Annotated in this window: 17 protein-coding genes and 1 pseudogene; 13 read left to right on the top strand and 5 right to left on the bottom strand. The window is 71.4% G+C overall.

Annotated elements, in window-relative coordinates:
- Positions 1-10 precede the first annotated feature (10 nt).
- A complete protein-coding gene (locus EDD90_RS47225; protein WP_123979184.1) occupies positions 11-3280 on the bottom strand; it encodes an amino acid adenylation domain-containing protein in 3270 nt (1089 codons plus the stop codon).
- A gap of 13 nt (positions 3281-3293) precedes the next feature.
- Positions 3294-5858, bottom strand: coding sequence for a Pls/PosA family non-ribosomal peptide synthetase (locus EDD90_RS47220; RefSeq protein ID WP_123979183.1), 2565 nt, complete (start codon positions 5856-5858; stop codon positions 3294-3296).
- A gap of 659 nt (positions 5859-6517) precedes the next feature.
- On the opposite strand from EDD90_RS47220, the gene EDD90_RS47215 reads away from it, so the two are divergent.
- Together EDD90_RS47215 and EDD90_RS47210 are read left to right on the top strand one after the other, a co-directional pair.
- Positions 6518-7618: an alpha/beta hydrolase gene (locus EDD90_RS47215; RefSeq protein WP_123979182.1), complete on the top strand. Its 1101-nt coding sequence runs from the start codon at positions 6518-6520 to the stop codon at positions 7616-7618.
- A gap of 1 nt (position 7619) precedes the next feature.
- Positions 7620-9941: an FAD-dependent oxidoreductase gene (locus EDD90_RS47210; protein WP_123979181.1), complete on the top strand. Its 2322-nt coding sequence runs from the start codon at positions 7620-7622 to the stop codon at positions 9939-9941.
- 25 nt (positions 9942-9966) lie between these two features.
- Here the strand turns inward: EDD90_RS47210 and EDD90_RS47205 are convergent, their stop codons facing one another.
- Positions 9967-10173 carry a hypothetical protein gene (locus EDD90_RS47205; protein WP_384567185.1) on the bottom strand — a complete coding sequence of 69 codons (207 nt, stop codon included), beginning with the start codon at positions 10171-10173 and terminating at the stop codon, positions 9967-9969.
- 485 nt (positions 10174-10658) lie between these two features.
- Between EDD90_RS47205 and EDD90_RS57975 the strand changes: the two are divergent.
- Positions 10659-10937, top strand: a pseudogene (locus EDD90_RS57975) (hypothetical protein); the annotation flags it as partial.
- Positions 10938-11366, top strand: coding sequence for an endo alpha-1,4 polygalactosaminidase (locus EDD90_RS58725; RefSeq protein WP_123979178.1), 429 nt, complete (start codon positions 10938-10940; stop codon positions 11364-11366).
- Here EDD90_RS58725 and EDD90_RS47185 read toward each other — a convergent pair.
- Entirely contained in the window at positions 11326-11766 is a 441-nt protein-coding gene (locus tag EDD90_RS47185) for an ATP-binding protein (RefSeq protein WP_123979177.1), read from the bottom strand. The two genes, EDD90_RS58725 and EDD90_RS47185, sit on opposite strands and share 41 nt — an antisense overlap.
- 236 nt (positions 11767-12002) lie before the next feature.
- Here EDD90_RS47185 and EDD90_RS47180 point away from each other — a divergent pair, with 236 nt between their 5' ends.
- Genes EDD90_RS47180 through EDD90_RS47170 form a run of 3 tightly spaced genes read left to right on the top strand, consistent with a single transcriptional unit; the run spans position 12003 to position 13990 of the window.
- Complete coding sequence (locus EDD90_RS47180; protein WP_123979176.1) at positions 12003-12878, top strand: helix-turn-helix transcriptional regulator; 876 nt, start codon at positions 12003-12005, stop codon at positions 12876-12878.
- On the top strand, positions 12875-13135 hold the full coding sequence (locus EDD90_RS47175; protein ID WP_123979175.1) for a DUF397 domain-containing protein: 261 nt from the start codon (positions 12875-12877) through the stop codon (positions 13133-13135). Before EDD90_RS47180 ends, EDD90_RS47175 begins: the two co-directional genes overlap by 4 nt.
- Before the next feature lie 48 nt (positions 13136-13183).
- Entirely contained in the window at positions 13184-13990 is an 807-nt protein-coding gene (locus EDD90_RS47170; protein WP_123979174.1) for an SAM-dependent methyltransferase, read from the top strand.
- A 56-nt stretch (positions 13991-14046) separates the two neighbouring features.
- On the opposite strand, the gene EDD90_RS47165 is transcribed toward EDD90_RS47170, so the two are convergent.
- Positions 14047-14904, bottom strand: a complete 858-nt coding sequence (locus EDD90_RS47165) for a chitosanase (protein ID WP_123979173.1) — start codon at positions 14902-14904, stop codon at positions 14047-14049.
- Positions 14905-15113: 209 nt separating this feature from the next.
- Between EDD90_RS47165 and EDD90_RS47160 the strand changes: the two genes are divergently transcribed.
- The 6 genes from EDD90_RS47160 to EDD90_RS47135 are packed head-to-tail and all read left to right on the top strand — an operon-like array spanning position 15114 to position 20686.
- Positions 15114-16073, top strand: coding sequence for an STM4015 family protein (locus EDD90_RS47160; protein WP_123979172.1), 960 nt, complete (start codon positions 15114-15116; stop codon positions 16071-16073).
- A gap of 38 nt (positions 16074-16111) precedes the next feature.
- Positions 16112-17254, top strand: a complete 1143-nt coding sequence (locus EDD90_RS47155; protein ID WP_123979171.1) for an STM4014 family protein — start codon at positions 16112-16114, stop codon at positions 17252-17254.
- A 22-nt stretch (positions 17255-17276) separates the two neighbouring features.
- Positions 17277-18092 carry an STM4013/SEN3800 family hydrolase gene (locus tag EDD90_RS47150; protein WP_185149669.1) on the top strand — a complete coding sequence of 272 codons (816 nt, stop codon included), beginning with the start codon at positions 17277-17279 and terminating at the stop codon, positions 18090-18092.
- Entirely contained in the window at positions 18089-19426 is a 1338-nt protein-coding gene (locus EDD90_RS47145; protein WP_123979170.1) for an STM4012 family radical SAM protein, read from the top strand. The genes EDD90_RS47150 and EDD90_RS47145 overlap by 4 nt, the downstream gene beginning before the upstream one ends.
- A gap of 10 nt (positions 19427-19436) precedes the next feature.
- On the top strand, positions 19437-20288 hold the full coding sequence (locus EDD90_RS47140) for an STM4011 family radical SAM protein (protein ID WP_123979169.1): 852 nt from the start codon (positions 19437-19439) through the stop codon (positions 20286-20288).
- 50 nt (positions 20289-20338) lie between these two features.
- The gene (locus EDD90_RS47135) at positions 20339-20686 is read left to right on the top strand and encodes a tetratricopeptide repeat protein (RefSeq protein WP_123979168.1); all 348 of its coding nucleotides are present in this window, start codon (positions 20339-20341) and stop codon (positions 20684-20686) included.
- The last annotated feature ends 19 nt before the right edge of the window (positions 20687-20705 follow it).

Below are 20705 nucleotides of genomic sequence, written 5' to 3'. Positions count from 1 at the left end.
GCGACGGTGCTCAGGAGGAGGCGAGTGGTACGACGGTGCGCAGGACGGCCCGCGCCGCCTCGGCCGGACGGGTGCGCAGGAAGTGGTGGCCGCCGTCGGCGAGTTCGTGGAGTTCGACGTGGTCGGCCAGGAGCAACCAGTCCCGGTGGCGCCGGGCGTGGCCGGCGGTGTACGGGTCGTCGTCGGCGACGACCACCGTGACCGGCGCGGACAGCTTCACCGGGGGTGGGGCTGTCAGGGCCTCGTGGAAGTAGCGGTGCGCCGAGACGCAGTCGTGCCGGTAGGCGGCGGCGATGTGTCCGGCGTGCAGTGTGTTCAGTTCCGCGAGTTCGGTGTGGCCGCCGTCCGCGGCCAGCCGCGCGGCGAGCTCGGCGTCGCTGCGGCTCGTCAGCTCGGCGACGGCGGTGTGCCGCTCGGTGGCGGTGCCGAGCAGCTGTGCGGCGAGGAAGACCCGTGTCACCGCGACGCCCCGCTGCTGGAGCTTGCGGGCCGTCTCGACGGCGGGGGCGGTGCCTGAGGAGTGGCCCCAGAGCATGACCCGGGTGAGGCCGCGCGCCATGATCTCGGCGGCGACCTGTTCGGCCACCTGTTCGATCGATGCGAAGGGTTCCGGGGGTGCGGCCAGGTTGTGGCCGGGCGGGTCCACGGCGAGGACCGCCAGGCCGCTGTCCGCCAGCGCGGTCGCCATCGGCAGGTAGTTGACGGCGTTGCCGCCGGCGTACGGGAAGCACACCAGGGCGCACTCCGGTGTGCCGCTCCCGCCCGACAGGGCCAGCAGCAGCTCCGGGCGCCGCCGGGCCGTACCGGCGCCGCCGCCGTTGCCGCCGCCGTGGTCGAGCAGGGCGGCCAGGTCGGCGAGGACCGGGTGCCGGGTGATGTCCTTCAGGGACACCGCGCGGTCCAGCGCGAGGCTGAGCTTGACCGCGGTCAGGGAGGTGCCGCCGGAGTCGAAGAAGTGGTCAGTGCGGCCGATCTGCCGCTCGGGCACCCCTAGCAGCTCGGCCCAGGCCGCGGCGAGCCGCCGCTCGGCCGGGTTGAGCTCGTCCCCGGATTCCCGCTGCGGGGCCGACTCCTCGGCCAGAGCGGTCAGGGCCTTCCGGTCGATCTTGCCGTTTGCGGTCAGCGGAAGGCTGTCCTGCCGGTGGAAGGCCGACGGGACCATATAGGCGGGCAGCACCGCGCCGAGCGCCTCGCGCAGTGCCTCGGGCCGCTGCTGTCCACCGGCGTAGAAGGCGATCAACTGCTTGGCGCCGCCGGGCCGTTCGGCCACGACCACCGCTCCGTCCCGTACTCCGTCGACCCGCAGCAGGGAGTTCTCGATCTCGCCGATCTCGATGCGGAAGCCGCGGATCTTGACCTGGCTGTCGCGGCGGCCGAGGAACTCCAGCTTGCCGTCCGGGTGCCAGCGCCCCCAGTCCCCGCCCAGGTAGAGCCGTTCGCCGGGCCGGTACGGGTCCGTCCGGTACGCCTCCCGGGTGCGCTCCGGGTCGTTGACGTACCCCCGGCCCACGCAGACACCGGAGAACGCGATCAGCCCGGGGGCGCCCAGCGGCACCAGCGACAGATGTTCGTCCACGACGTACACGCGCACGTTGTTGACGGGCCGGCCGAGCAGCACCCGGTCGGGCACCTCCCGCAGGACCTCGTGGTTGGTGTCGTCCGAGGTCTCCGTCAGCCCGTAGGCGTTGAGGAGCCCGATGCCCGGCTGGACCGCGAACCAGCGCTGGACCAGCTCCCGTTTCAGCGCCTCGCCGGTCACCGACACGCACCGCAGGTCGGGCAGCGGGCGCGGGCGCTGCTCCAGGTAGGTGACCACGACCTCCAGATAGGAGGGGACGACCTGGGCCACGCCGACCCGGCCGTGCTCCAGGGTGTCCACGAACCGTTCGACGTCCGTGATCACGTCCTGTTCGACCAGCAGGGTCCGGCCGCCGACCAGCAGCGGGGCGATGAGCTGCCACAGCGAGATGTCGAAGCACTGCGGGGCCGTCTGCGCCACCACGGACCCCTCGCCGATCGCGAGGTCGTCGATCTTGGCGTGGAGATGGTTGAGCATGCCCGCGTGCTCGCACATCGCGCCCTTCGGCTCGCCGGTGGAGCCGGAGGTGAAGTAGATGTAGGCGAGTTGGCCGGGGTCGACCCGGACGCCGGGGCTGTCGTCGGCGTGCGATTCGGCGTAGGCCGAGTCGATCCGGAGCTTCTGGACCTCCGGCAGGGCGGCCAGCGCCCGGTCGAGGGTGTCGGTGCTGCCGGATTCGGTGAGGACCAGCCTGCAGCCCGCTCGCGAGAGCGTCGCCTGGATACGGCCGGCCGGGAAGTGCGGCTCGATCGGCAGGTAGACGCCGCCCGCCTTGAACACCGCCAGGACCGCAGCCGGCCAGTCGAGGTTGCGCTCGGTGACGACGGCGACGACGTCCTCCCGGCGCAGGCCTCTCGCCAGCAGGGCGCGTGCCAACCTGTTGGCGCGCCGGTCGAGTTCGCCGTACGTCCACTCCCGCCCGCCGTGTACGGCGGCCACGGCTTCCGGATGGGCCCGCGCCCGCTGCTCGAACAGTTCGTGCGCCCGCGCGTCCGGCAAGGTCCGGTGCGGCCCGGCCAGACCTTCCAGCTGCTCCTGTTCCTCCTCCGCCGAGAGCAGGCTCCCCCGCGTGTGGTCGGCGTCCGGATCCACCGTCATCTTCCGTAGTGCGGTGAGGTGGTAGCGGCCGATGCGGGCCGCGGCCGTTGCGTCCAGCACGTCCGTGCGGTGGCGCAGGCGCAGTGTCAGCCGCCCGCCCTGGTCGGACCAGCGCACCTGCAGAACGCCGTCGTCAGTGTGGGGCTCGGCGGCTCCGAGTGGCCCGCACACGATCTCGTACGACGGCTCGGTCAGCCCCAGCTCCCGCCGCAGTTTCTCCACCGGGAAGTCCCGGTGCGCCAGCACCTCCGCCTCGGCGTGCCGGGCGGCCGACAGCAGGGCCTGCCAGGAGCCCGGGGGGACGGCCGGCCGGCACGGCAGCGGCTCGCCGCGGGTACCGGTGGCGTACCCCGTGACCACGTCGGGCTCGCCGGAGAGCACGGCCAGCACCTTGATGTGCGCGGCCAGCATCAGCGTGTCGGCCGGCAGTCCCTGACGCCCGGCCAGGTCACGCACCGTCCGCGTCACGTCGTCCGGCACCGGTATCTCGTGTTCGGCCGTTCCCGGAACAGGCTCCCGGACCCACCGGGGCACGGTGGTGACACCGCCGGCGGTCAGTACCCGGCTCCAGAACTCCCGGTCCGCTTCCACGCGCGTTCCCATCGAATGGCCTTCCTCAACTCAAGGTCGCCGAAGCGGCGTCGGCTGCTGACGTTGCCCTGCCGGGGCCGGCGGAACCGCTGCCGGACTCCGGCATCTCCACCGCGGGATTGCCGCCCCACTGTGCGTTCGGGGGGACTTCCTCGCCCTTCATGAGGAACGAGTCGGGTGCCAGCACCGAGCCGTCGCCCATGGTCACGCCGTAGTGCACATGGGCGGCGACGCCCAGCGTGCAGCCGGCTCCGAGCGTGGTGCCGTCGGACTTGAAGGTGCCGTCCTCCTGCGAGTGGCACTGGAGTTTGCTGCCGGCGTTGAGGGTGCAGTCGTCGCCGATGGTGGAGAGTGTCCGCTCGGTCAGGTAGCAGCCGTCGTCGAACACCCGGCGTCCGATGCGCACGCCCAGCAGCCGCCAGACCAGGCTCTTGTAGGGGGTTCCGTTGAAGATGTTGAGGTAGTGGTCCGGTACCTTCCACACCCGTTCGTGCCACCAGAAGTACGGGTCGTAGATGGAGCACAGCCGGGGGCGCAGCGCGCGGAACGAGGTGAGGCAGCGCTCCACCAGGATGAAGTACAGGGTGGTGAACGCGAGCGTGAAGGCCAGGTATCCGCCTATCACCACTTGTCCGACCACGCCGTACAGGTCCACGGAGGCGAGGCCGAACAGGGTGAGCGCGAAGGTGTGCAGCCAGCGCACGAGCAGCATGAGCGCCATGGAGCGGAGGTTGTAGCGGTTCTTCGCGGCGAGCCGTTGGTGGAGTGTGTCGCCCGTCCTGAGGTGGTCGAAGCGCGCGTCGCGTTCCACCGAGCGGGGGATCTCGAAGCACGGCGAGCCGAGGAGGCCCACGCCTTCCCGGATCTCGCCGTCGAGGGGGATCATCACCTTCGTCGCGAGCAGGCAGTTGTCACCGGTCCTGCCACCCGCCGGGTAGGCGATGTTGTTGCCGAGGAAGTTGTGCGGGCCGATCGACACCCTGCACGCCCGGAAGGACGTGCTGGAGTAGTCGGCGTTGACGACGGACAGGCCGTCGGCCACCATCGTGCCGCTGCCGACGGAGACCAACAGGGGTGTCTCGTGCTGGACTTCGGTGCCGAAGTTCGACCCGGTCTGCTCGACCCGTGACAGGTCGTAGCCGATTCCGCGGAGGTAGTACACGATGTAGGAGCTGTCGCCGAAGAGCCAGGCGAAGAACTTGATGTTCGTCATACGGGCCGTGGCCCGGTGCAGCGCGTAGTGGAATCCGTAGAGCGGATACACCTTGTCGGGTCTGATGACCAGGCCCACCAGGCGCGGGAGGGTGCACAGGGCCGCCAGGCCCAGGACGAGGAACCCGAAGAACAGCACCAGGGAGAGCAGCAGCGCGTCGGGGACGAGCGCCGACCGGCTCAGTGCGGCGGTCTGGGGGTCCAGTCGCTTGCCGATCGCGGGGACCTCGGTGAACAGCATGTACATTCCGCCGACGAACAGCGGTATGTACAGGAGGAAGAGCTGTACCAGCGTGCCGAGGGCGAACCAGGCCCGGCGGACGGTGCCGCACCGGGCGGGTGCGACCCTGAGGTAGTCGGTCGACGTGGGTTCCGCCGGGGATCCGTGCCAGTGCGCGCCGTCCGGGACGCTCTGGCCGCGGTGCAGGGCGGAGGAGTGGCCGAGCTGGGCTCGGTCGCCCATGGCCGTATCGATGTCCAGGACGGTCTTCTCGCCGATGTAGACATCCGCGCCGAGGGTGATCCGGCCGGTCTGGATGTGTCCCGCACAGGCGCGGTAGCCCAGGAAGAAGGAGTCCTTGCGGATCACCGTGCCGGCGCCGATCGTCAGCAGGTCGGTGCAGACCGGGACGGAGTGGGAGAGGATCGTGACCCCCTTCCCGACCCGGGCGCCGAGGGCCCGCAGATACAGCACGTACAGCGGGGTGCCGATGAGGAGGACCATCGGGTTCGCGTGGAGCAGCACCTTGACGAGCCAGAAGCGCAGGTATCTCAGGCTCCAGACGGGGAACTCACCAGGTCGCCAGCGGCCGACGAGAACCCATTTGGCCGCGACCGGGAACGCGCACAGCGCCACGAACGCGATGCCTCCGAACAGCAGCGACCGCAGATAGACGTCGGCCAGGCCCTTGCCGGTGGCGATCCACTCGTAGCCCATGGCGGTGGCGAATCCGGAGACGAGGGAGTAGCCGAGGAACACCAGCAACTGGAGCGTTCCGCACAGGAGATGGCTCCACCGGTTCCCGGGCGGCGGCGGGGTCGGTGCCGGGGCGTCGACCGGATCGGCGGGAACGGGCACGACCTCCCCGAGGGCCGTCGCCAGGCTGTGGATCGTGGGGTGCCGGTAGATGTCCCTCATGGACGGGGACGGCAGGTCCGGCCGCTTGCGTATGCGGGCGCAGAACTGGGCCATGACCAGCGAGTTGGCGCCGAGGTCGGTGAAGAAGTGGCTGTCGGCGGGAACGCGTTCGGCACCCAGGAGATCGGCCAGAGTCTGCGCGAGCTCCCGCTCGGTGTCCGCTCCGTCGGGGCCGGTGTCGCTCATGGCGACGACAGATGCGTCCGGCTCCGACGCGACCTCGGAGGACTGCTCCACCATGCGATCTCCTGGAGAACGTGGATGTTCCTGATCACGAACCGGCGGATTCAGTCTGTCCAGATGAGGACATGCCTGCCACTTTTGTCGATGCCCTGGCCGCGTGCCGGGAACGACGTGCCGGGCCGTATCCCCCGGGGTTCACGCCGGGACGGGAGCGCGCCCATCACTCGTACGGCGGTCCCCCATCCGGCAGCCCACGGCTCCGGTGAAGTCGGGACGCGCCTCCGCGCACCCGGCCGTCCATACGGACCCGCACTTCACGTCCGGTCCGGAAGCGCCGCCGGTCCCGGTCCGGGCGCGGTCCGCGAAGGCGGCGGGAGCCGGCTGCGCTCCCCGGCCGCCCGAACGGCGGCCGCGGTCCTCCGGTGGCCGGGCGGTCCGCCCGGGGGCACCGGTGGAGCGGTCTGTGATGCACCGGGGTCGACGATGTGCCGGACGCACGCGCGCACGCCGATACGGATCGAGCCGCCCTTGGCACCAACTCGTTTGCGCATCAGGGCATTTCGCTCTTCACACGGAATCACCGGACCCCACACGAGCACGGCACGGCGGCGCTACCCGAACTCCTTCTGCCACGACATCCTTGTCATCGACGGGATCGACGGAAGCGATGGGAACGACGGGAACGACGGATCGAGGACGTCGGAGGATGCGCGGACATGCAGCGAAGGATTCCCAGGTACACGCCGGCCGGTGTGGCGGACGCCGCGGTGACCACTCGCCCGTTCACGACCGAGGACGGCCTGGGTCTGTGTCTCACCCGGTTCCGGCGGTTCGACTGCGACGACGTGGTGGTCCTGCTGCACGGGCTCACCGCGTCCAGTGACCTCTTCATCATGCCCGAGCACCGGAACATGGCCGGCTATCTGCTGGACAACGGCTTCGGCGACGTCTGGACGCTCGACATGCGGATGAGCAACAGGTTCCCGTACAACACCGAACCCCATCGGCACACCCTCGACGACGTCGCGCTGTACGACTACCCGGCGGCGCTGGCCGAGTTGCGCCGGCACATCGGCGACCGGCGCGTCCATGTCGTCGCGCACTGCCTGGGATCGATGACCTTCCTGATGAGCCTGTTCGGCGACGTCGTACGGAACATCACCAGCGTGGTGGTCAACGCCGTCGGCCTGGTGATGCACGTACCGACCTGGTCGCGGTGGAAGCTCGACTACGGCAGGGAACTGATCGAGCGGGTGATCGGGCTCTCCCACCTCGATCCGCGGTTCGACCGGGCGCCCGCCCTCACCCGCGGCCGGGCCCTGGCACGGCTGGTGTCGCTGGCCCACCCCGAGTGCGACAACCCCGCCTGCCACATGGTGAGTTTCATGTGGGGCAGCGGCTGGCCGGCGCTGTACAGCCACGCCAACCTCGACCCGGTCACCCATGACCGCATCGCCGATCTCCTGGGCCCGACCGGACTGCAGTACCACCGGCACATCCGGAAGATCGTGCGGGCCGGCCGCGCCGTGAAGTACGACAGCACCGCGCCCCGCCATGCCTCGCTGCCGGACGACTACCTCGCGAACGCCGAGGAGGCGGACACGCCCGTGCTGTTCCTCACCGGGGACCACAACAACGTGTTCGGCGACTCGTGCGTGCGCTGCCATCGTGAACTCACGGGCCGCTCCCGGCACCCCGACCGGTACGAACTGTATGTGGCGCCCGGCTACGGCTACTTGGACTGCATCATCGGCAAGAACGCGCACCTCGACGTGTTTCCGCACGTTCTCGACTTCCTCAGGCGCAGGGCGGTCTGAGATGACGCGGCACACCGCGCCCCGCGAGCATGTCGACGCCGTGGTGATCGGCTCCGGCTTCGGCGGTGCCGTCGCCGCGTACCGGCTGGCCCGGGCCGGGAAGTCGGTGGTGGTGCTGGAGCGCGGCCGCGCCCATCCGCCCGGAAGCTTCCCGCGCACTCCCGCCGAACTCGGCCGGTCGCTGTGGGATCCGCGAGCGGGTCTGCACGGCCTGTTCGAGGTGTGGAGCTTCGACCGCTTCGACTCCGTGGTCGCCAGCGGCCTGGGCGGCGGGTCGCTGATCTACGCCAATGTCCTGCTCCGCAAGGACGAGCGCTGGTTCGCCGAACAACGGCCGCTGCCGCAGGGCGGATGGGAGGCCTGGCCGGTCGGCCGCGCCGATCTCGACCCCCACTACACCGCGGTGGAGGAGATGCTCGGCGCCACCCCGTACCCCCTGGACCACCCCGGCTACGCCGACACCCCGAGGGCTCATGCGATGCACGACGCGGCGCGGCTGCTCGGCCTGGAGGTCCAACGGCCGCCGCTCGGGGTGAGCTTCGCACCGGAACCCGGTGCCGAGCCGAGCCCCGGCCGGCCGCTCGCCCAGCCGCCGGAGGGCAATCTGCACGGCGCCGCCCGGACCACCTGCCGGCTGTGCGGCGAGTGCAACCTCGGCTGCAACGAAGGCGCCAAGAACAGCCTCGACCTCACCTATCTGTCCGCGGCCCGGCGGCACGGCGCGGATCTGCGCACGGGACACGAAGCCACCCTTCTGCGCCCCCTCGACGGCGGCGGTTACGCGGTCGACCACGTCCGGCACCACGCCGACGACGACGGCCGGAACGCCGGGCATGCGGCCACGATCGACTGCGACCGGCTGGTCCTGGCCGCGGGCACCTACAACACCGTCCGTCTTCTGCTGCGCTCCCGCAGGTACCTGACCGCGCTGAGTCCGGCGGTCGGCACCCGGTTCTCCACCAACGGCGACCACCTCGCCTTCGTCCTCCGGGCCGGGCAGGGCCACGGTGGGCGACCGCTGCTCCCGCATCGCGGCCCGGTGATCACCAGCTCCGTCCGGCTGCCCGGCGAACTCGACGGCGTCGACGGTGCCGGGCGCGGCGCGTACATCCAGGACGCCGGATATCCGGCCTTCGTGGAGTGGCTCGTGGAAGGGGCCCGGGTGCCCGGCACCCTCACCCGGACCGTGCGGTTCATGCTCGGCCGGCTTCTGGACCGCGCGGCCGGGGCGCCGGATCCCCGGCTTTCCGGGGCGGTCTCCGAACTGCTCGGCCGGGGTGCGCTGTCCAGCACCTCGATGCCGCTGCTGGGCATGGGCAGGGACGTCCCCGACGGGGAACTGCGGCTGCGCAACGGCAGACTCGACGCCACCTGGACCGCGCAGGGCAGCGCCGAGCACTTCGAGCCACTGCGCGCGGCGATGAAGCAGGTCGCACAGGCGCTGGGGGCGGGATACGCCGACCATCCGCTGTGGCGCCGCGGGCGGGCGATGACCGTGCATCCCCTCGGCGGCGCCCCGATGGGACGGCACCCGGCCACCGCGGTGTGCGACCCCTACGGCGAGGTCTTCGGCCACCCCGGTCTGTACATCGCGGACGGCTCGGTACTGCCCGGTTCCGTAGGGGTGAACCCCTCCCTCACCATCGCCGCCCTGTCCGACCGGCTGAGCACCCGGCTGCTGGAACACCCTCCCGCCACCCCACATCGCGTGCCGCGCCCGACGAGCACCTACCCGGCACGGACCACGGTGCAGTTCACCGAGGAGATGCACGGCTTCTGCGCACCGGGGTCGGCCGATCCGCTCACGGCGCGCCGCACCGGCCGGCGTGAGCCCCTTTCCTTCCGGCTGACCGTCACCGCCGACGACGTGGACCGCTTCCTCGACGAACCGGACCACACCGCCCGCGTCGACGGCTGGATCGACAGCCCCTGTCTGGGCGGGCGACGCCCCGTGCCACGGGGCACCGTCAACCTGTTCGACGAGGACGCACCGGCCCTGCGCTACCGGCTGTACACCACGGACGCGGAGGGCCGGAGCCGCACCCTCGCCGGGCACAAGGTCATCTCCCGCGGGGCACCGGTCCGGGTCTGGTCCGACACGATGATCCTGCCGTTCCGGCTGCTGCACGGCCATACCGCGGATGACGACGACCTCCGTGCACGGGTCCTCGGTGCGGGCGTCGTGCGGCTGCGCCCCGTCGACCTGGCCCGGATGCTCACGACCTTCCGGACGACCGGCCCCGGAGGCCCGGCGGCCCTGGCCCGCTTCGGGCAGTTCTTCCTCGGCAGCCTGTGGAGCCACTACCTCCTGCCCGGCTCCTGACCGGCGCAGTGCGCTCCGCCGCGGTTCACCCCGCCGCGGTCCAGGCCTTCGGCCCGAGGCCGCGCCACTCGATCAGGTCCGGGTCGTCGACCGTCGTGTCGGTCTCGGGCAGGCCGGCTCTGCGCAGGAACTCGACGACGTCGAGCAGGTGATACGCGGTGCCGACGTACTCTCCACGGATCGTGACCCGTCTGCCGCCGTCGGGCTCCGGCGGCTGCACGATCACAGGCACGCCTTCCATAGTTATGTGGTGCCCCCCGGCGGCGCCGCTCATGCGGCCCGCGCGGGCCCCTGTCCGTCATGGGCGAGGCCCTGTCCGGCACGGCGGGGCCGGAAACCGGCGGTTGGCCGAGAACCCCCAGGGGCGGAGCGGCGGGTGCCTGTATCGCGCGCCGATACGCGCCAATAGCCGCCGTAGGCGGCGGACGGGAGGCGACCGTCGCCGGGTCTACGCGGGTCGCTTCGGCGTCGCCGGGCACGTGCGCGTTTTGCCGCCCGATTACGCCTTCACGCACTGGATACACGATCATCACGGTGTGCGCACTCTCGGTCACTCTGTGTACCGGTCGCGTCGCCCCGGGGCGCCTCCCGTAGGCGTGCTTCCTCGCCTCCCGCCCCGCCCGCTGCTGCTGGCTGCTTGCCGCCCGGGTTGAGCACCACCGTCCCGGCGCCCGCCCTCCGTACGGCGCGCACCAGCCGGCGGCAGGGGGGCAGGCCGTCCACCCGGCGCCGGGGTACGTCCGGCTCGCCGACCTGACCGTCACCTTCGAGGGGCACTGGTCGACGTACGTCCGCGCGTTCAGCAGACCGGCGTGGGCCGCCCGACAGCCGCCGGAGCGGCTGTGCCATCTGGTCTACGGTGTGCCCGAGGCCCTCGTTCCGCTCGCCGTGCGCACGGCGCACGAGCGCGGTGCGGCGGTCTGCGGTCCGGTGACGGCCGAACCGCCCAATCCCTGGGTCCGGTTGACACCGGCGCTGACAGGCACGGACCGATGAGTGCGCGTAAGGCACTGGCGGCGGTCCTGGCGGCGGCGCTGCTGCTCGCAGTACGACGAGTGCGCGCTCCTCACCCCGTTCGTCAGGGCGCACAGGGCGGTGTTCCACGTGGAGTACCGGGAACCGCCGAGTGCCTTCTGCGCCGAGTCGAGGCGGCCGGGCCTGTCGTCCATGCAGAAGAAGCCGAACCTGGGGGGTGTGGCGCGGGCTGTGCTGACGGCGGTCCGCCGCCACCTCGGCGTGGGTGCGGTCGCCCCTCCCCCAAGCGACGACCGCACCCACCCGGGCCGACGCCGTCCCCGCGGTTCCCCCGCGGGGACGGTCCGGGCGAGCCCCCCATGCCCGCCCGACCGGCACCCTGGAAGCCCCCTGGGTGCCCGGCGCCGTGTCAGGCTGTCAATGTGGCCCAGACCGCATGGCCGCTGGTGAGCCTGGAGCGGTCCACACCCCAGGAGTCGGCGAGCTGCTCGACGAGCAGCAGTCCCCGCCCGCCCTCGTCGTCGGGGCCCGGCTCGCGCCGGAGCAGGCTCCGCCGCGAGTAGTCGTGGTCGTGGACCTCCAGCCGCAGACAGCCGTCGGCGATGAGGCCCATGCCGCACAGGATGCGAACGCTGAACGTGTGGCGGACGGCGTTGGTGGCCAGCTCGGACACGAGCAGCACCGCGTCCTCGCACAGCTCGCCGGGCAGCCCCCACGCGCTCAGCCGCTCCCGCATGGAGCGGCGGGCCACTCTCACGCTGGAGCGGTGCGAGGGCAGCTCGATCCAATGGGACTGGTCAGGGTCTACTACGTCCAACAGGTCGCGGTGGGAAGTCGCGTGGGGGGACACGATGGTTGCCTTCCGTGAGGCGGGCGCGGCGGGGAGCAGGCAGAGCTGAACAACGTCCCTACGGGGACCGGACGTTGTTCGTGGTCGTGCACGCGAATTGCTCAAGTAACTATGCGCGCACCCAAGTTCAACCTGCAACCGGCTCTCTGATAATTTCAGAATGCCGGTGTCGGTGTGGTCGCTTCATCAAGTGCCTGTCACACTCGTCGTGGTGATAGTCCCTCAGGAGGTAGGGCGTGAGCGAAGGCCGGTCGAACGCGGGCAGCAGCAGTGCGCCCACCGTGCTGCGCATGATCCTGGGCCGCAGGCTCCAGGAGCGCCGCCAGGAAGCGGGCGTGTCACTGGAGGACGCTGCGCGGGCGCTTCGGGTCGCCCCCCTGACCATCCGCCGGCTGGAGAAGGCGGAGGTCGCGCTCAAGCCCCTCTACGTGGAGAAACTCCTCGAAACCTACGGCGCCGACCGGCAGGAGACGGAGGAGTTCGTCGCCTTCGCCGAGCGGGCCAACGAGCCCGGCTGGTGGCACACCTACCGCGATGTGCTGCCCACCTGGTTCAGCGCCTATGTGAGCCTGGAGACCGGGGCGAAGACCCTGCGCACCTACGAACCGCACTACGTCACGGGGCTGCTGCAGACCCGCGAGTACGCGCGTGCCGTGCTCGGCGGCGGTTTCCCGAACGACCGTGACGAGGAGCTGGACCGGCGGGTGGACCTGCGGCTGCGCCGCCAGGCCCTGCTGGACAGGCCGGACGCGCCCACGCTGTGGGTGGTCATGGAGGAGGCCGTCCTGCACCGGGTGGTCGGCGGCCCCGAGGTGATGCGGGCCCAGATCGAACGGCTCCTGGAGGTCATGGAGCTGGACCATGTCAGCGTCGACGTCGTCCCGTTCACCGCCGGTGCCCATGTGGGGGCGTGCGCCCCGTTCACGTACTTCCGTTTCGAGGAGCCCGAGCTTCCGGACGTCGTCTACAGCGAGATCCTCTCCGGCGCCATGTACCTCGACCAGCGCTCCGACGTCGTGGCCCATCTCGAGGCGCACAACCGCATGTCCCTGCTGACCTCCGACGCGCAGAGCAGGGGTCTGCTGAACCGCATGCGCAAGGAGTACGCATGACCATCATCGACGGCAGTGCCCGCGACGTGTACAACGGCATGCCCGCATCGGACCTCGGGGAGCAGGGCTGGGAGTCTCCCTGGAGCGGTCCCAACGGAGGCCAGTGCGTACAGACCAAGCAACTCGCCGACGGCCGGGTGGCGTTGCGCCAGTCGACCGATCCCGGCGGCCCCGCGCTGATCTACACCCCCGAGGAGATCACGGCGTTCGTCGCCGGGGTCAAACGGGGCCTCGCCGACCATCTGACCACCGGCTGATTCCTCTCCCCTTCCCCTCTCCCCCACGCACCCACCGAAAGGGACACGATGACCACCTCGCACGCGGCGCGGGACATCGACACCAGCAGGCCCCACTCCGCCCGGATGTACGACTACTACCTCGGCGGCAAGGACCACTTCGACATCGACACGAAGGCCGCCGAGACCGTGGCGGCCGTCTACCCGGGCATCTTCGTCTGCGCCCGGGAGAACCGCGCCTTCATGCACCGCGCCACCCGGGTCCTCGCCCGGGAGCACGGCATCCGGCAGTGGCTCGACGTCGGCACCGGCATCCCCACCGAGCCGAACCTGCACCAGGTGGCCCAGTCCGTGGTCCCCGAGGCACGGGTGGTGTACGCCGACAACGACCCGCTCGTCCTCAAGTACGCCGAACGTCTGATGCGCAGCACGACGGAGGGCCGCACCACCTACATCGAGGCGGACGTCAACGACCCGCAGTCGCTGCTCGACGCCCCCGAGCTGGCCGAGGTGCTGGACCTGGACCGGCCGGTGGCGCTGTCCCTGAACGCCCTGATGCACTTCGTCACGGACGCCCAGGACCCGTACGGCATAGTCACGCGGCTGCTGGACGTGCTTCCCTCGGGCAGCGCGCTCGCCCTGAGCCACTGCACGCCCGACTTCGACCCGTCGACCTGGCAGAAGGTCACCGACATCTACAACAACGCAGGGACCCCGGTGCAGTTCCGCTCGCGCGAGGACGTGGCGCGTTTCTTCGACGGGCTGGAGCTGCTCGACCCGGGCGTCTCGGTCGGCCACCGCTGGCGTCCGGACTCCGAACCGACCGCCACCGACGCGGAGGTCAGCCTGTGGACCGGGGTGGGCATCAAGCCGTGAGGCACCCGGGCTGTCGTACCGCACGGTGAGGTGACGGTACGACAGCCCCGGGCAGGTCAGCCGATGTGGTAACTGTCCCCGTACACCTTCCAGTCCAGCGGGGTGTTCAGGCACAGGTTGCCCTTGCGCAGGAAGACCCGCTGCTCCGTGTCGACCCTGGTGGTGTCGCTGTGGGCCTCCTCCTGCTTCATGGCCCAGACGCGGGCGTCGAGGAAGGCGTTGAGGTACGTCGTCTCGTTGCCGCCCTGCGCCGGCGGCTTCGCCTTCGCGAGGGCGCGCTTGCGGATGTTGCGGAAGCTGGTGGGGTCGTCGCCGTCGCCGTGCATGACGATGGCGTCGTAGTAGGTGAACTGACCCAGCGTGCCCAGGCCGTCCGTCTTGCCCTGCTGGACCGCCGGGTTGAAGTACACGCGGTCGCGCTCGTCGTTCTGCGCCTGCTGGAACGCGGTGTCCTGGGCCGCCTTGCGCCAGTCCGAGGGGAAGTTCGGGTCGAGGCCCGAGTGGGAGTCGGTGCCGTTGACCCGGCGCAGCGCCGGCAGGTACTTGGCGAGCACGTTGCCGGGCTTGCGGTCGGTGTAGAGCTGGACGAGGTCGAGCATGTCACCGGTGCCGGAGCAGAACCCGATGATCCCGGCGGTGTAGCCGCGGCCGTCGCCGATGTCCTCGATGTACTTGTACTGCGCCTTCCAGTCGAGCGAGGAGTTCTCCGCGCTCGACACCAGCTTCATGGCGATCTCCTTCTTCGCCGGGTCGTCGAGGCCCGCACAGCTCGCGGCAGTCGAGGCGGCGGCATGTGCGGGGCGGAGCAGCACGGCTCCCGCTCCCGCCGCGGACACGCCGAGCAGGGCGAGCACGGTGCGGCGGGAGGTCAGGACGGGGGCGGGGTTCGTCGCGGCGTCGTTCGGATGCCTCATGGGGGCTCCAGAAGGTGGTGGGGGGTGGATCGCTGCTACTGATAGGAAGGTTTCCTACCAGTGATGGCCGGAGTTGTGTACCCGTCACACAGAAAGTTCGTAGGGTCGAACAAGAGGGGATTCACCAGCCGGACGTCGCGTTGTCAGTGCCGCTTGGTACAACTGCGATCATCACCGAACGCCCTCGAACGCGTCCCAGGAGCGGCCGTATGACCGTCAATCAGCACCTCTCCACCCTCTACGGGCTGCCCGCGTACGCCTTTCCCGGCCCCGGCGCGTCGACGGACCGCCTGCCCGACGCCGACTCGGTCGCCTGGCGGGTCACCAGTGACGTCTACGACGCCGACGAGGACTGGACCGACGCGTTCGCCCGCTTCCTCACCGCCGTCGACACCACCCGGGTCCGGGCGCTGATAGTCGGCGCCTGGCAGGAGGCGTACGACACGGATCCGTCCGCCGTGATCGAGGCGCTGCTGGCCGCGCGCGACCGGCTCCCGGCCCTGCGTGCGCTGTTCCTCGGCGACATGGTGGTGGAGGAGTGCGAGATCTCCTGGATCAACCAGAGCGATGTCACCCCGCTGCTCGAAGGCTTCCCGGAGCTGGCGGAGTTCGGGGTGCGCGGCGGCTCTGGGCTGGGCTTCACCGGGCTGCGGCACACCGCGCTGCGCCGGCTGACCATGGAGGCCGGCGGACTGCCCGCCGCGGTGGTGCGCGGGGTGGGGGCCAGTGACCTGCCCGCCCTGGAGTACCTCGACCTGTGGCTGGGCACCCCCGAGTACGGCGGCGACAGCGAGGTGGCCGACCTGGCGGGCATCCTGTCCGGCGAAAGGCTGCCGGCGCTGCGTCATCTGGCGCTACGCAACAGCGAGATGCAGGACGACGTCGCGGCTTCCGTGGCCGACTCCCCGGTCCTCGACCGCCTGGAGGTGCTGGACCTGTCCATGGGCGTCCTCACCGACGACGGCGCCACGGCACTCCTGGACGGCCGGCCGCTCACCCACCTCAAGAAGCTGGACCTGCACCACAACTACCTCACCGAGCCGCTCCAGGAGCGGGTCCGCGCGACCCTGATACCCGCCGGTGTCGAGGTGGACCTCGACCGCGACGACGCCGACGAGGACAAGGACGACGACGGCACGGTGTGGCGGTACGTCGCCGTGGGCGAGTGACGGACGTACCCATGGGCTCCGGCGACCGTCGTGCGTCGATGTCTGCGGCAAGCGCGCGGTTCGCGGTCGTCGGCAACCCCGGGAACCGTCGCGTCACCCTCTTCGCGGACGCGGTCCGGGCCGCCGGGCTTCCCGGGCCCCGGGTGGTCGCCTGGCGGGACGTACTGCGCGACGGCGGGGCCGGGTTCGACGCCGGGGAGATCGTCCGGATCGACTCGCCCGGGGAGGACGCGGAGGTCGACCTGCTGCTGCGCGGCGAGAGCGAGCCGACCCGGGTGGCGGGCTCGGCCCGCTGGTACGCCGGGTTCGTCGCCGCGCTCGGCACCCTGCGCGGCGGCCTGCGCCTCGACGACCCGGACGACCTCGCCGTGCTCTTCGACAAGCGCCGCTGCCACGCCGTCCTGGACGCCGCCGGGATACCGGTGCCGGCCTCGCCCACCTCGGGTCCCGGAGCGGCGCCGGTGCGCGGCTGGGACGACGTGCGGGCGCTGATGCGGGAGCACCGGATGCCCCGGCTCTTCGTCAAGCCCGCGCACGGCTCGTCCGCGTCCGGCGTGCTCGCGGTGGAGTCGGCGGGCGGCGGCCGGATCCGGGCGACCACCTCGGTGGAGCGCGCGGCCGACGGCACGCTGCACAACTCCCTCAAGGTACGCCGCTACGACCGGGAGCCGGAGATCGCGGCGATCGTCGACGCGCTCGCGCCGGACGGGCTGCACCTGGAGCGCTGGCTGCCGAAGGCCGCCCAGCAGGGACGGGCCGCCGATCTGCGGGTCGTCGTGGTCGGCGGCCGGGCCACGCATGCGGTCGTCCGCACCAGCCGCTCCCCGCTGACCAACCTGCACCTCGGCGGCAGCCGGGGGGACCTGGACGCGGCCCGGCAGGCGGTCGAAGCGGCCGGGGCCCTCTGGTCCGACGTGCTCGGCGTGTGCGAGCGGGCCGCCGCCTGCTTCCCGCGCACCCTGTGCGTCGGCGTCGACCTGCTCCCGGCCGTCGACTGGCGCCGGGCGGCCGTCGGCGAGGTGAACGCCTTCGGCGACCTGCTGCCCCGCCTCACCGGCCTGCCCGGCAGCGGTGCGGAGGGTCTGGACACCTATGCCGCCCAAGTCCGCGCCGCCCTGCACCACTTTGCTCTCCAGTACCCAGAAGGAACCCCGCATGCCCTCGCCCGCCCCGGCCGCTGAGCCGGACATGAACGAGCCGGACATGAACGAGGTGGTCGGCAGCCACGACCTGCTCCTCGTCACCCTCGACACCCTGCGCCACGACGTCGCCGTGGAACTTGCCGCCGAGGGCCGTCTGCCCCACCTCGCCCGTCATCTCCCCGGCGGCGGCTGGGAGAAGCGGCACGCCCCGGGCAGCTTCACCTACGCCTCCCACCAGGCGATCTTCGCGGGCTTCCTGCCGACCCCGGCCGCCCCCGGCCCGCACCCCCGTCTGTTCGCGGCCAGCTTCGCGGGCAGCGAGACCACGGCCACCGGCACCTTCGTCTACGACACCCCGGACCTGGTCTCAGGTCTGGCCGAGGCCGGCTACCGCACCGTGTGCATCGGCGGCGTCGGCTTCTTCAACAAGCGGGGCCCGCTGGGCTCCGTCCTGCCCGGGATGTTCGACGAGGCGCACTGGGAGCAGGAGTTCGGCGTCACCTCGCCCCACTCCTTCGAGAACCAGGTGGCCCGCGCCGAGCAGATCGTGCGCGAACTCCCTCACGAACAGCGACTGTTCCTCTTCGTCAACGTCTCCGCCCTGCACCAGCCCAACTGGTTCCATCTGCCGGGCGCGACCCGTGAGGCGGGCGACAGCCGGGCCACCCATGCCGCCGCGCTGGAGTATGTGGACCGGCACATCGGCCGTCTGTTCGCCGCCGCGAGCAGCAGGCGCCGCTGCTTCGCGATCGTCTGCTCCGACCACGGCACCGCCTACGGCGACGACGGCTACACCGGCCACCGCCTCGGCCACGAGTCCGTGTGGACCGTGCCGTACGCCCACTTCTTCCTGGACCCGGCGGAGGCCGCCCGATGACCACCGCGACCGCGGCAAGCCCCTACCAGAGCTATGTCTACGCCTACCCCCACAAGACCGCCTATCGCCGGCTGCCCGACCGCCCCGCGCTCGGCGACCTGTGGGCCGCCGAGCCGAAGAACGCCCTCTCCCTCTATCTCCACATCCCGTTCTGCGAGGTCCGCTGCGGCTTCTGCAACCTCTTCACCCGCATCGGCGCCCCCGACGACCTGACCGGCGCCTACCTGGACGCCCTGGAGCGCCAGGCGACCGCCGTGCGGGAGGCCCTCGGGCACACGGACGACGTACGGTTCGCCACCGCGGCCTTCGGCGGCGGCACCCCCACCTTCCTCACCGCCGCCGAACTGACCCGGCTCTGCGACGTCGCCGAGCAGCGGATGGGCGCCGACCTACGCGCCATCCCCCTCTCGGTGGAGGCCTCGCCCGCCACCGCGACCGCCGACCGGCTCACCGTCCTCGCCGAGCGCGGCGCCACCCGGCTCAGCCTCGGTGTGCAGAGCTTCGTCGACTCCGAGGCGCGGGCGGCCGTACGCCCGCAGCACCGCGCGGACGTGGAGGCCGCCCTGGCCCGGATCCGTGAGGCGGGCATCCCGGTGCTCAACATCGACCTGATCTACGGCATCGACGGCCAGACGGAGCAGACCTGGCTGCGCTCCCTGGACGCGGCCCTCGCCTGGCACCCCGAGGAGCTGTACCTCTACCCGCTCTATGTCCGCCCCCTGACCGGACTCGGCCGCCGCGCCGCCGCGGACCCCGACCCGGCCTGGGACGCCCAGCGGCTGCACCTCTACCGGACCGGTCGCGACCACCTTCTCGCCCACGGCTACACCCAGCAGTCCATGCGCATGTTCCGTCGCGCCGACGCCCCGCCGCAGGGGGCCGACGACTACGCCTGCCAGACCGACGGCATGATCGGACTGGGCTGTGGTGCCCGGTCGTACACCTCGGGGCTGCACTACTCGTTCGACTACGCCGTGGCCATGCACGAGATACGCGGCATCATCGACGACTACGTCTCCCGCCCCGCCGGGGACTTCGGGTACGCCGAGATCGGCCGCCGTATCGACGCCGACGAGGCGCGGCGCCGGCATCTTCTGCAGTCCCTGCTCCAGGCGGAGGGTCTGCGCCACGACGACTACCGGTCCCGCTTCGATGCCGCCCCGGCCGACCACTTCGGCCCGGAGCTCGGCCGATTCGCCGACCGCGGCTGGCTGGCCGACGACGGAACCCTCCTCCGGCTCACCCCCGAGGGGCTCGCCCACTCCGACGCGATCGGTCCCGTCCTCTTCTCCCCCGCGGTCCGGGCCGCCATGGCCGGCTACGAGCGGAAGTGACCACCCGGCCATGGACCTGACCCTGCTCTACCGGGGCCCACTCGCCTCCTGCGACTACGACTGCCCGTACTGCCCGTTCGCCAAGCGGCGCGACACGGCGGACCAGCTCCGCGCGGACCGCGCCGCGTTGACCCGCTTCGCGGACTGGGCGGCCGATCAGACGGAGGACCGCCTCTCGATCCTGTTCACACCGTGGGGCGAGGGCCTGGTCCGCTCCTGGTACCGGCGCACCCTCGCCGAGCTGTCCCGTCTCCCGCACATCCGGCGGGTGGCGATCCAGACCAACCTCAGCTGCCGCACCGACTGGCTGGCGGACGCCGATCCGGCCACGCTCGCCCTGTGGTGCACGTACCACCCGGGCCAGACCCCCTACGACCGGTTCCTCGGCAAGTGCCGCGACCTCGCCGACCAGGGTGTCCGGTTCAGCGTGGGGATCGTCGGCCTCCCCGAGCACCTGGAGGCGGCCCGCCGGCTGCGCGCGGACCTGCCCGAGCACGTCTACCTCTGGGTCAACGCGGCCGAGGGCCATGCCTACACCGATCCGGAGGCCGCCCTGTGGACGGCACTCGACCCGCTCTTCCCGTACAGCCGCCATCCGCACGCCAGCGCGGGGCTGCCCTGCCGGACCGGTGAGTCGGTCGTCTCCGTGGACGGCGAGGGCACGGTCCGCCGCTGCCACTTCGTCCCCGCCCCGCTCGGCAACCTGTACGACGGCTCCTACCGCGCCGCCCTGCGCCCCCGCGCCTGCCCGCTGACCAGCTGCGACTGCCATATCGGCTATGTCCACCTGGAGACACTGCCGCTGTACGACGTGTTCGCGGGCGGGGTCCTGGAGCGCATCCCGGCACCCCTCAGAGAGTAGTGGAATATTCAACTACACCGCTCTGTTGACGGCCCCGAAGGAGGTCACGAGTGGACACGATGTACTACGAGCAGGGAACCGCCGCCGAGCGCTGGGACCGTGCTCAGCTGTTCTTCGACGCCAAGGACTACGCGGGCGCCGCGCGGGTGCTCGCCGGGCTGGTCGAGGAGGTGCCGGAGCAGACCGGACCCCGGCTGCTGCTGGCGCGTTCCTACTACCACTCGGCCCAACTGCAGCGCGCCGAGGCTGAGTTGCGCGAGATCGTCAAGCGCGACCCGGTGGAGCACTACGCCCGGCTGATGCTGGGCCGCACGCTCCAGCGGCAGGCCCGGCACGAGGAGGCCGAGTCTCATCTGCGGATCGCCTCGGCGCTGGCGGGAGACTTCCCCGAAGAGTGAGCGACGGTCGCTGAGGGCC

Origin of the sequence: Streptomyces sp. Ag109_O5-1 (assembly GCF_003814875.1) — a bacterium.
Classification (GTDB): domain Bacteria; phylum Actinomycetota; class Actinomycetes; order Streptomycetales; family Streptomycetaceae; genus Streptomyces; species Streptomyces sasae.
The sequence above is the reverse complement of the archived record's forward strand: the minus strand, read 5'-3'. Positions and strand labels throughout refer to the sequence as shown.

Bases quoted from the DNA above. Each gene is read 5' to 3' on its own strand.
- EDD90_RS47225 (WP_123979184.1), bottom strand. From the start codon at position 3,280: ATGGGAACGCGCGTGGAAGCGGACCGGGAGTTCTGGAGCCGGGTACTG.
- EDD90_RS47220 (WP_123979183.1), bottom strand. From the start codon at position 5,858: ATGGTGGAGCAGTCCTCCGAGGTCGCGTCGGAGCCGGACGCATCTGTC.
- EDD90_RS47215 (WP_123979182.1), top strand. From the start codon at position 6,518: ATGCAGCGAAGGATTCCCAGGTACACGCCGGCCGGTGTGGCGGACGCC.
- EDD90_RS47210 (WP_123979181.1), top strand. From the start codon at position 7,620: ATGACGCGGCACACCGCGCCCCGCGAGCATGTCGACGCCGTGGTGATC.
- EDD90_RS47175 (WP_123979175.1), top strand. From the start codon at position 12,875: ATGACCATCATCGACGGCAGTGCCCGCGACGTGTACAACGGCATGCCC.
- EDD90_RS47170 (WP_123979174.1), top strand. From the start codon at position 13,184: ATGACCACCTCGCACGCGGCGCGGGACATCGACACCAGCAGGCCCCAC.
- EDD90_RS47165 (WP_123979173.1), bottom strand. From the start codon at position 14,904: ATGAGGCATCCGAACGACGCCGCGACGAACCCCGCCCCCGTCCTGACC.
- EDD90_RS47160 (WP_123979172.1), top strand. From the start codon at position 15,114: ATGACCGTCAATCAGCACCTCTCCACCCTCTACGGGCTGCCCGCGTAC.
- EDD90_RS47155 (WP_123979171.1), top strand. From the start codon at position 16,112: ATGTCTGCGGCAAGCGCGCGGTTCGCGGTCGTCGGCAACCCCGGGAAC.
- EDD90_RS47150 (WP_185149669.1), top strand. From the start codon at position 17,277: ATGAACGAGGTGGTCGGCAGCCACGACCTGCTCCTCGTCACCCTCGAC.
- EDD90_RS47145 (WP_123979170.1), top strand. From the start codon at position 18,089: ATGACCACCGCGACCGCGGCAAGCCCCTACCAGAGCTATGTCTACGCC.
- EDD90_RS47140 (WP_123979169.1), top strand. From the start codon at position 19,437: ATGGACCTGACCCTGCTCTACCGGGGCCCACTCGCCTCCTGCGACTAC.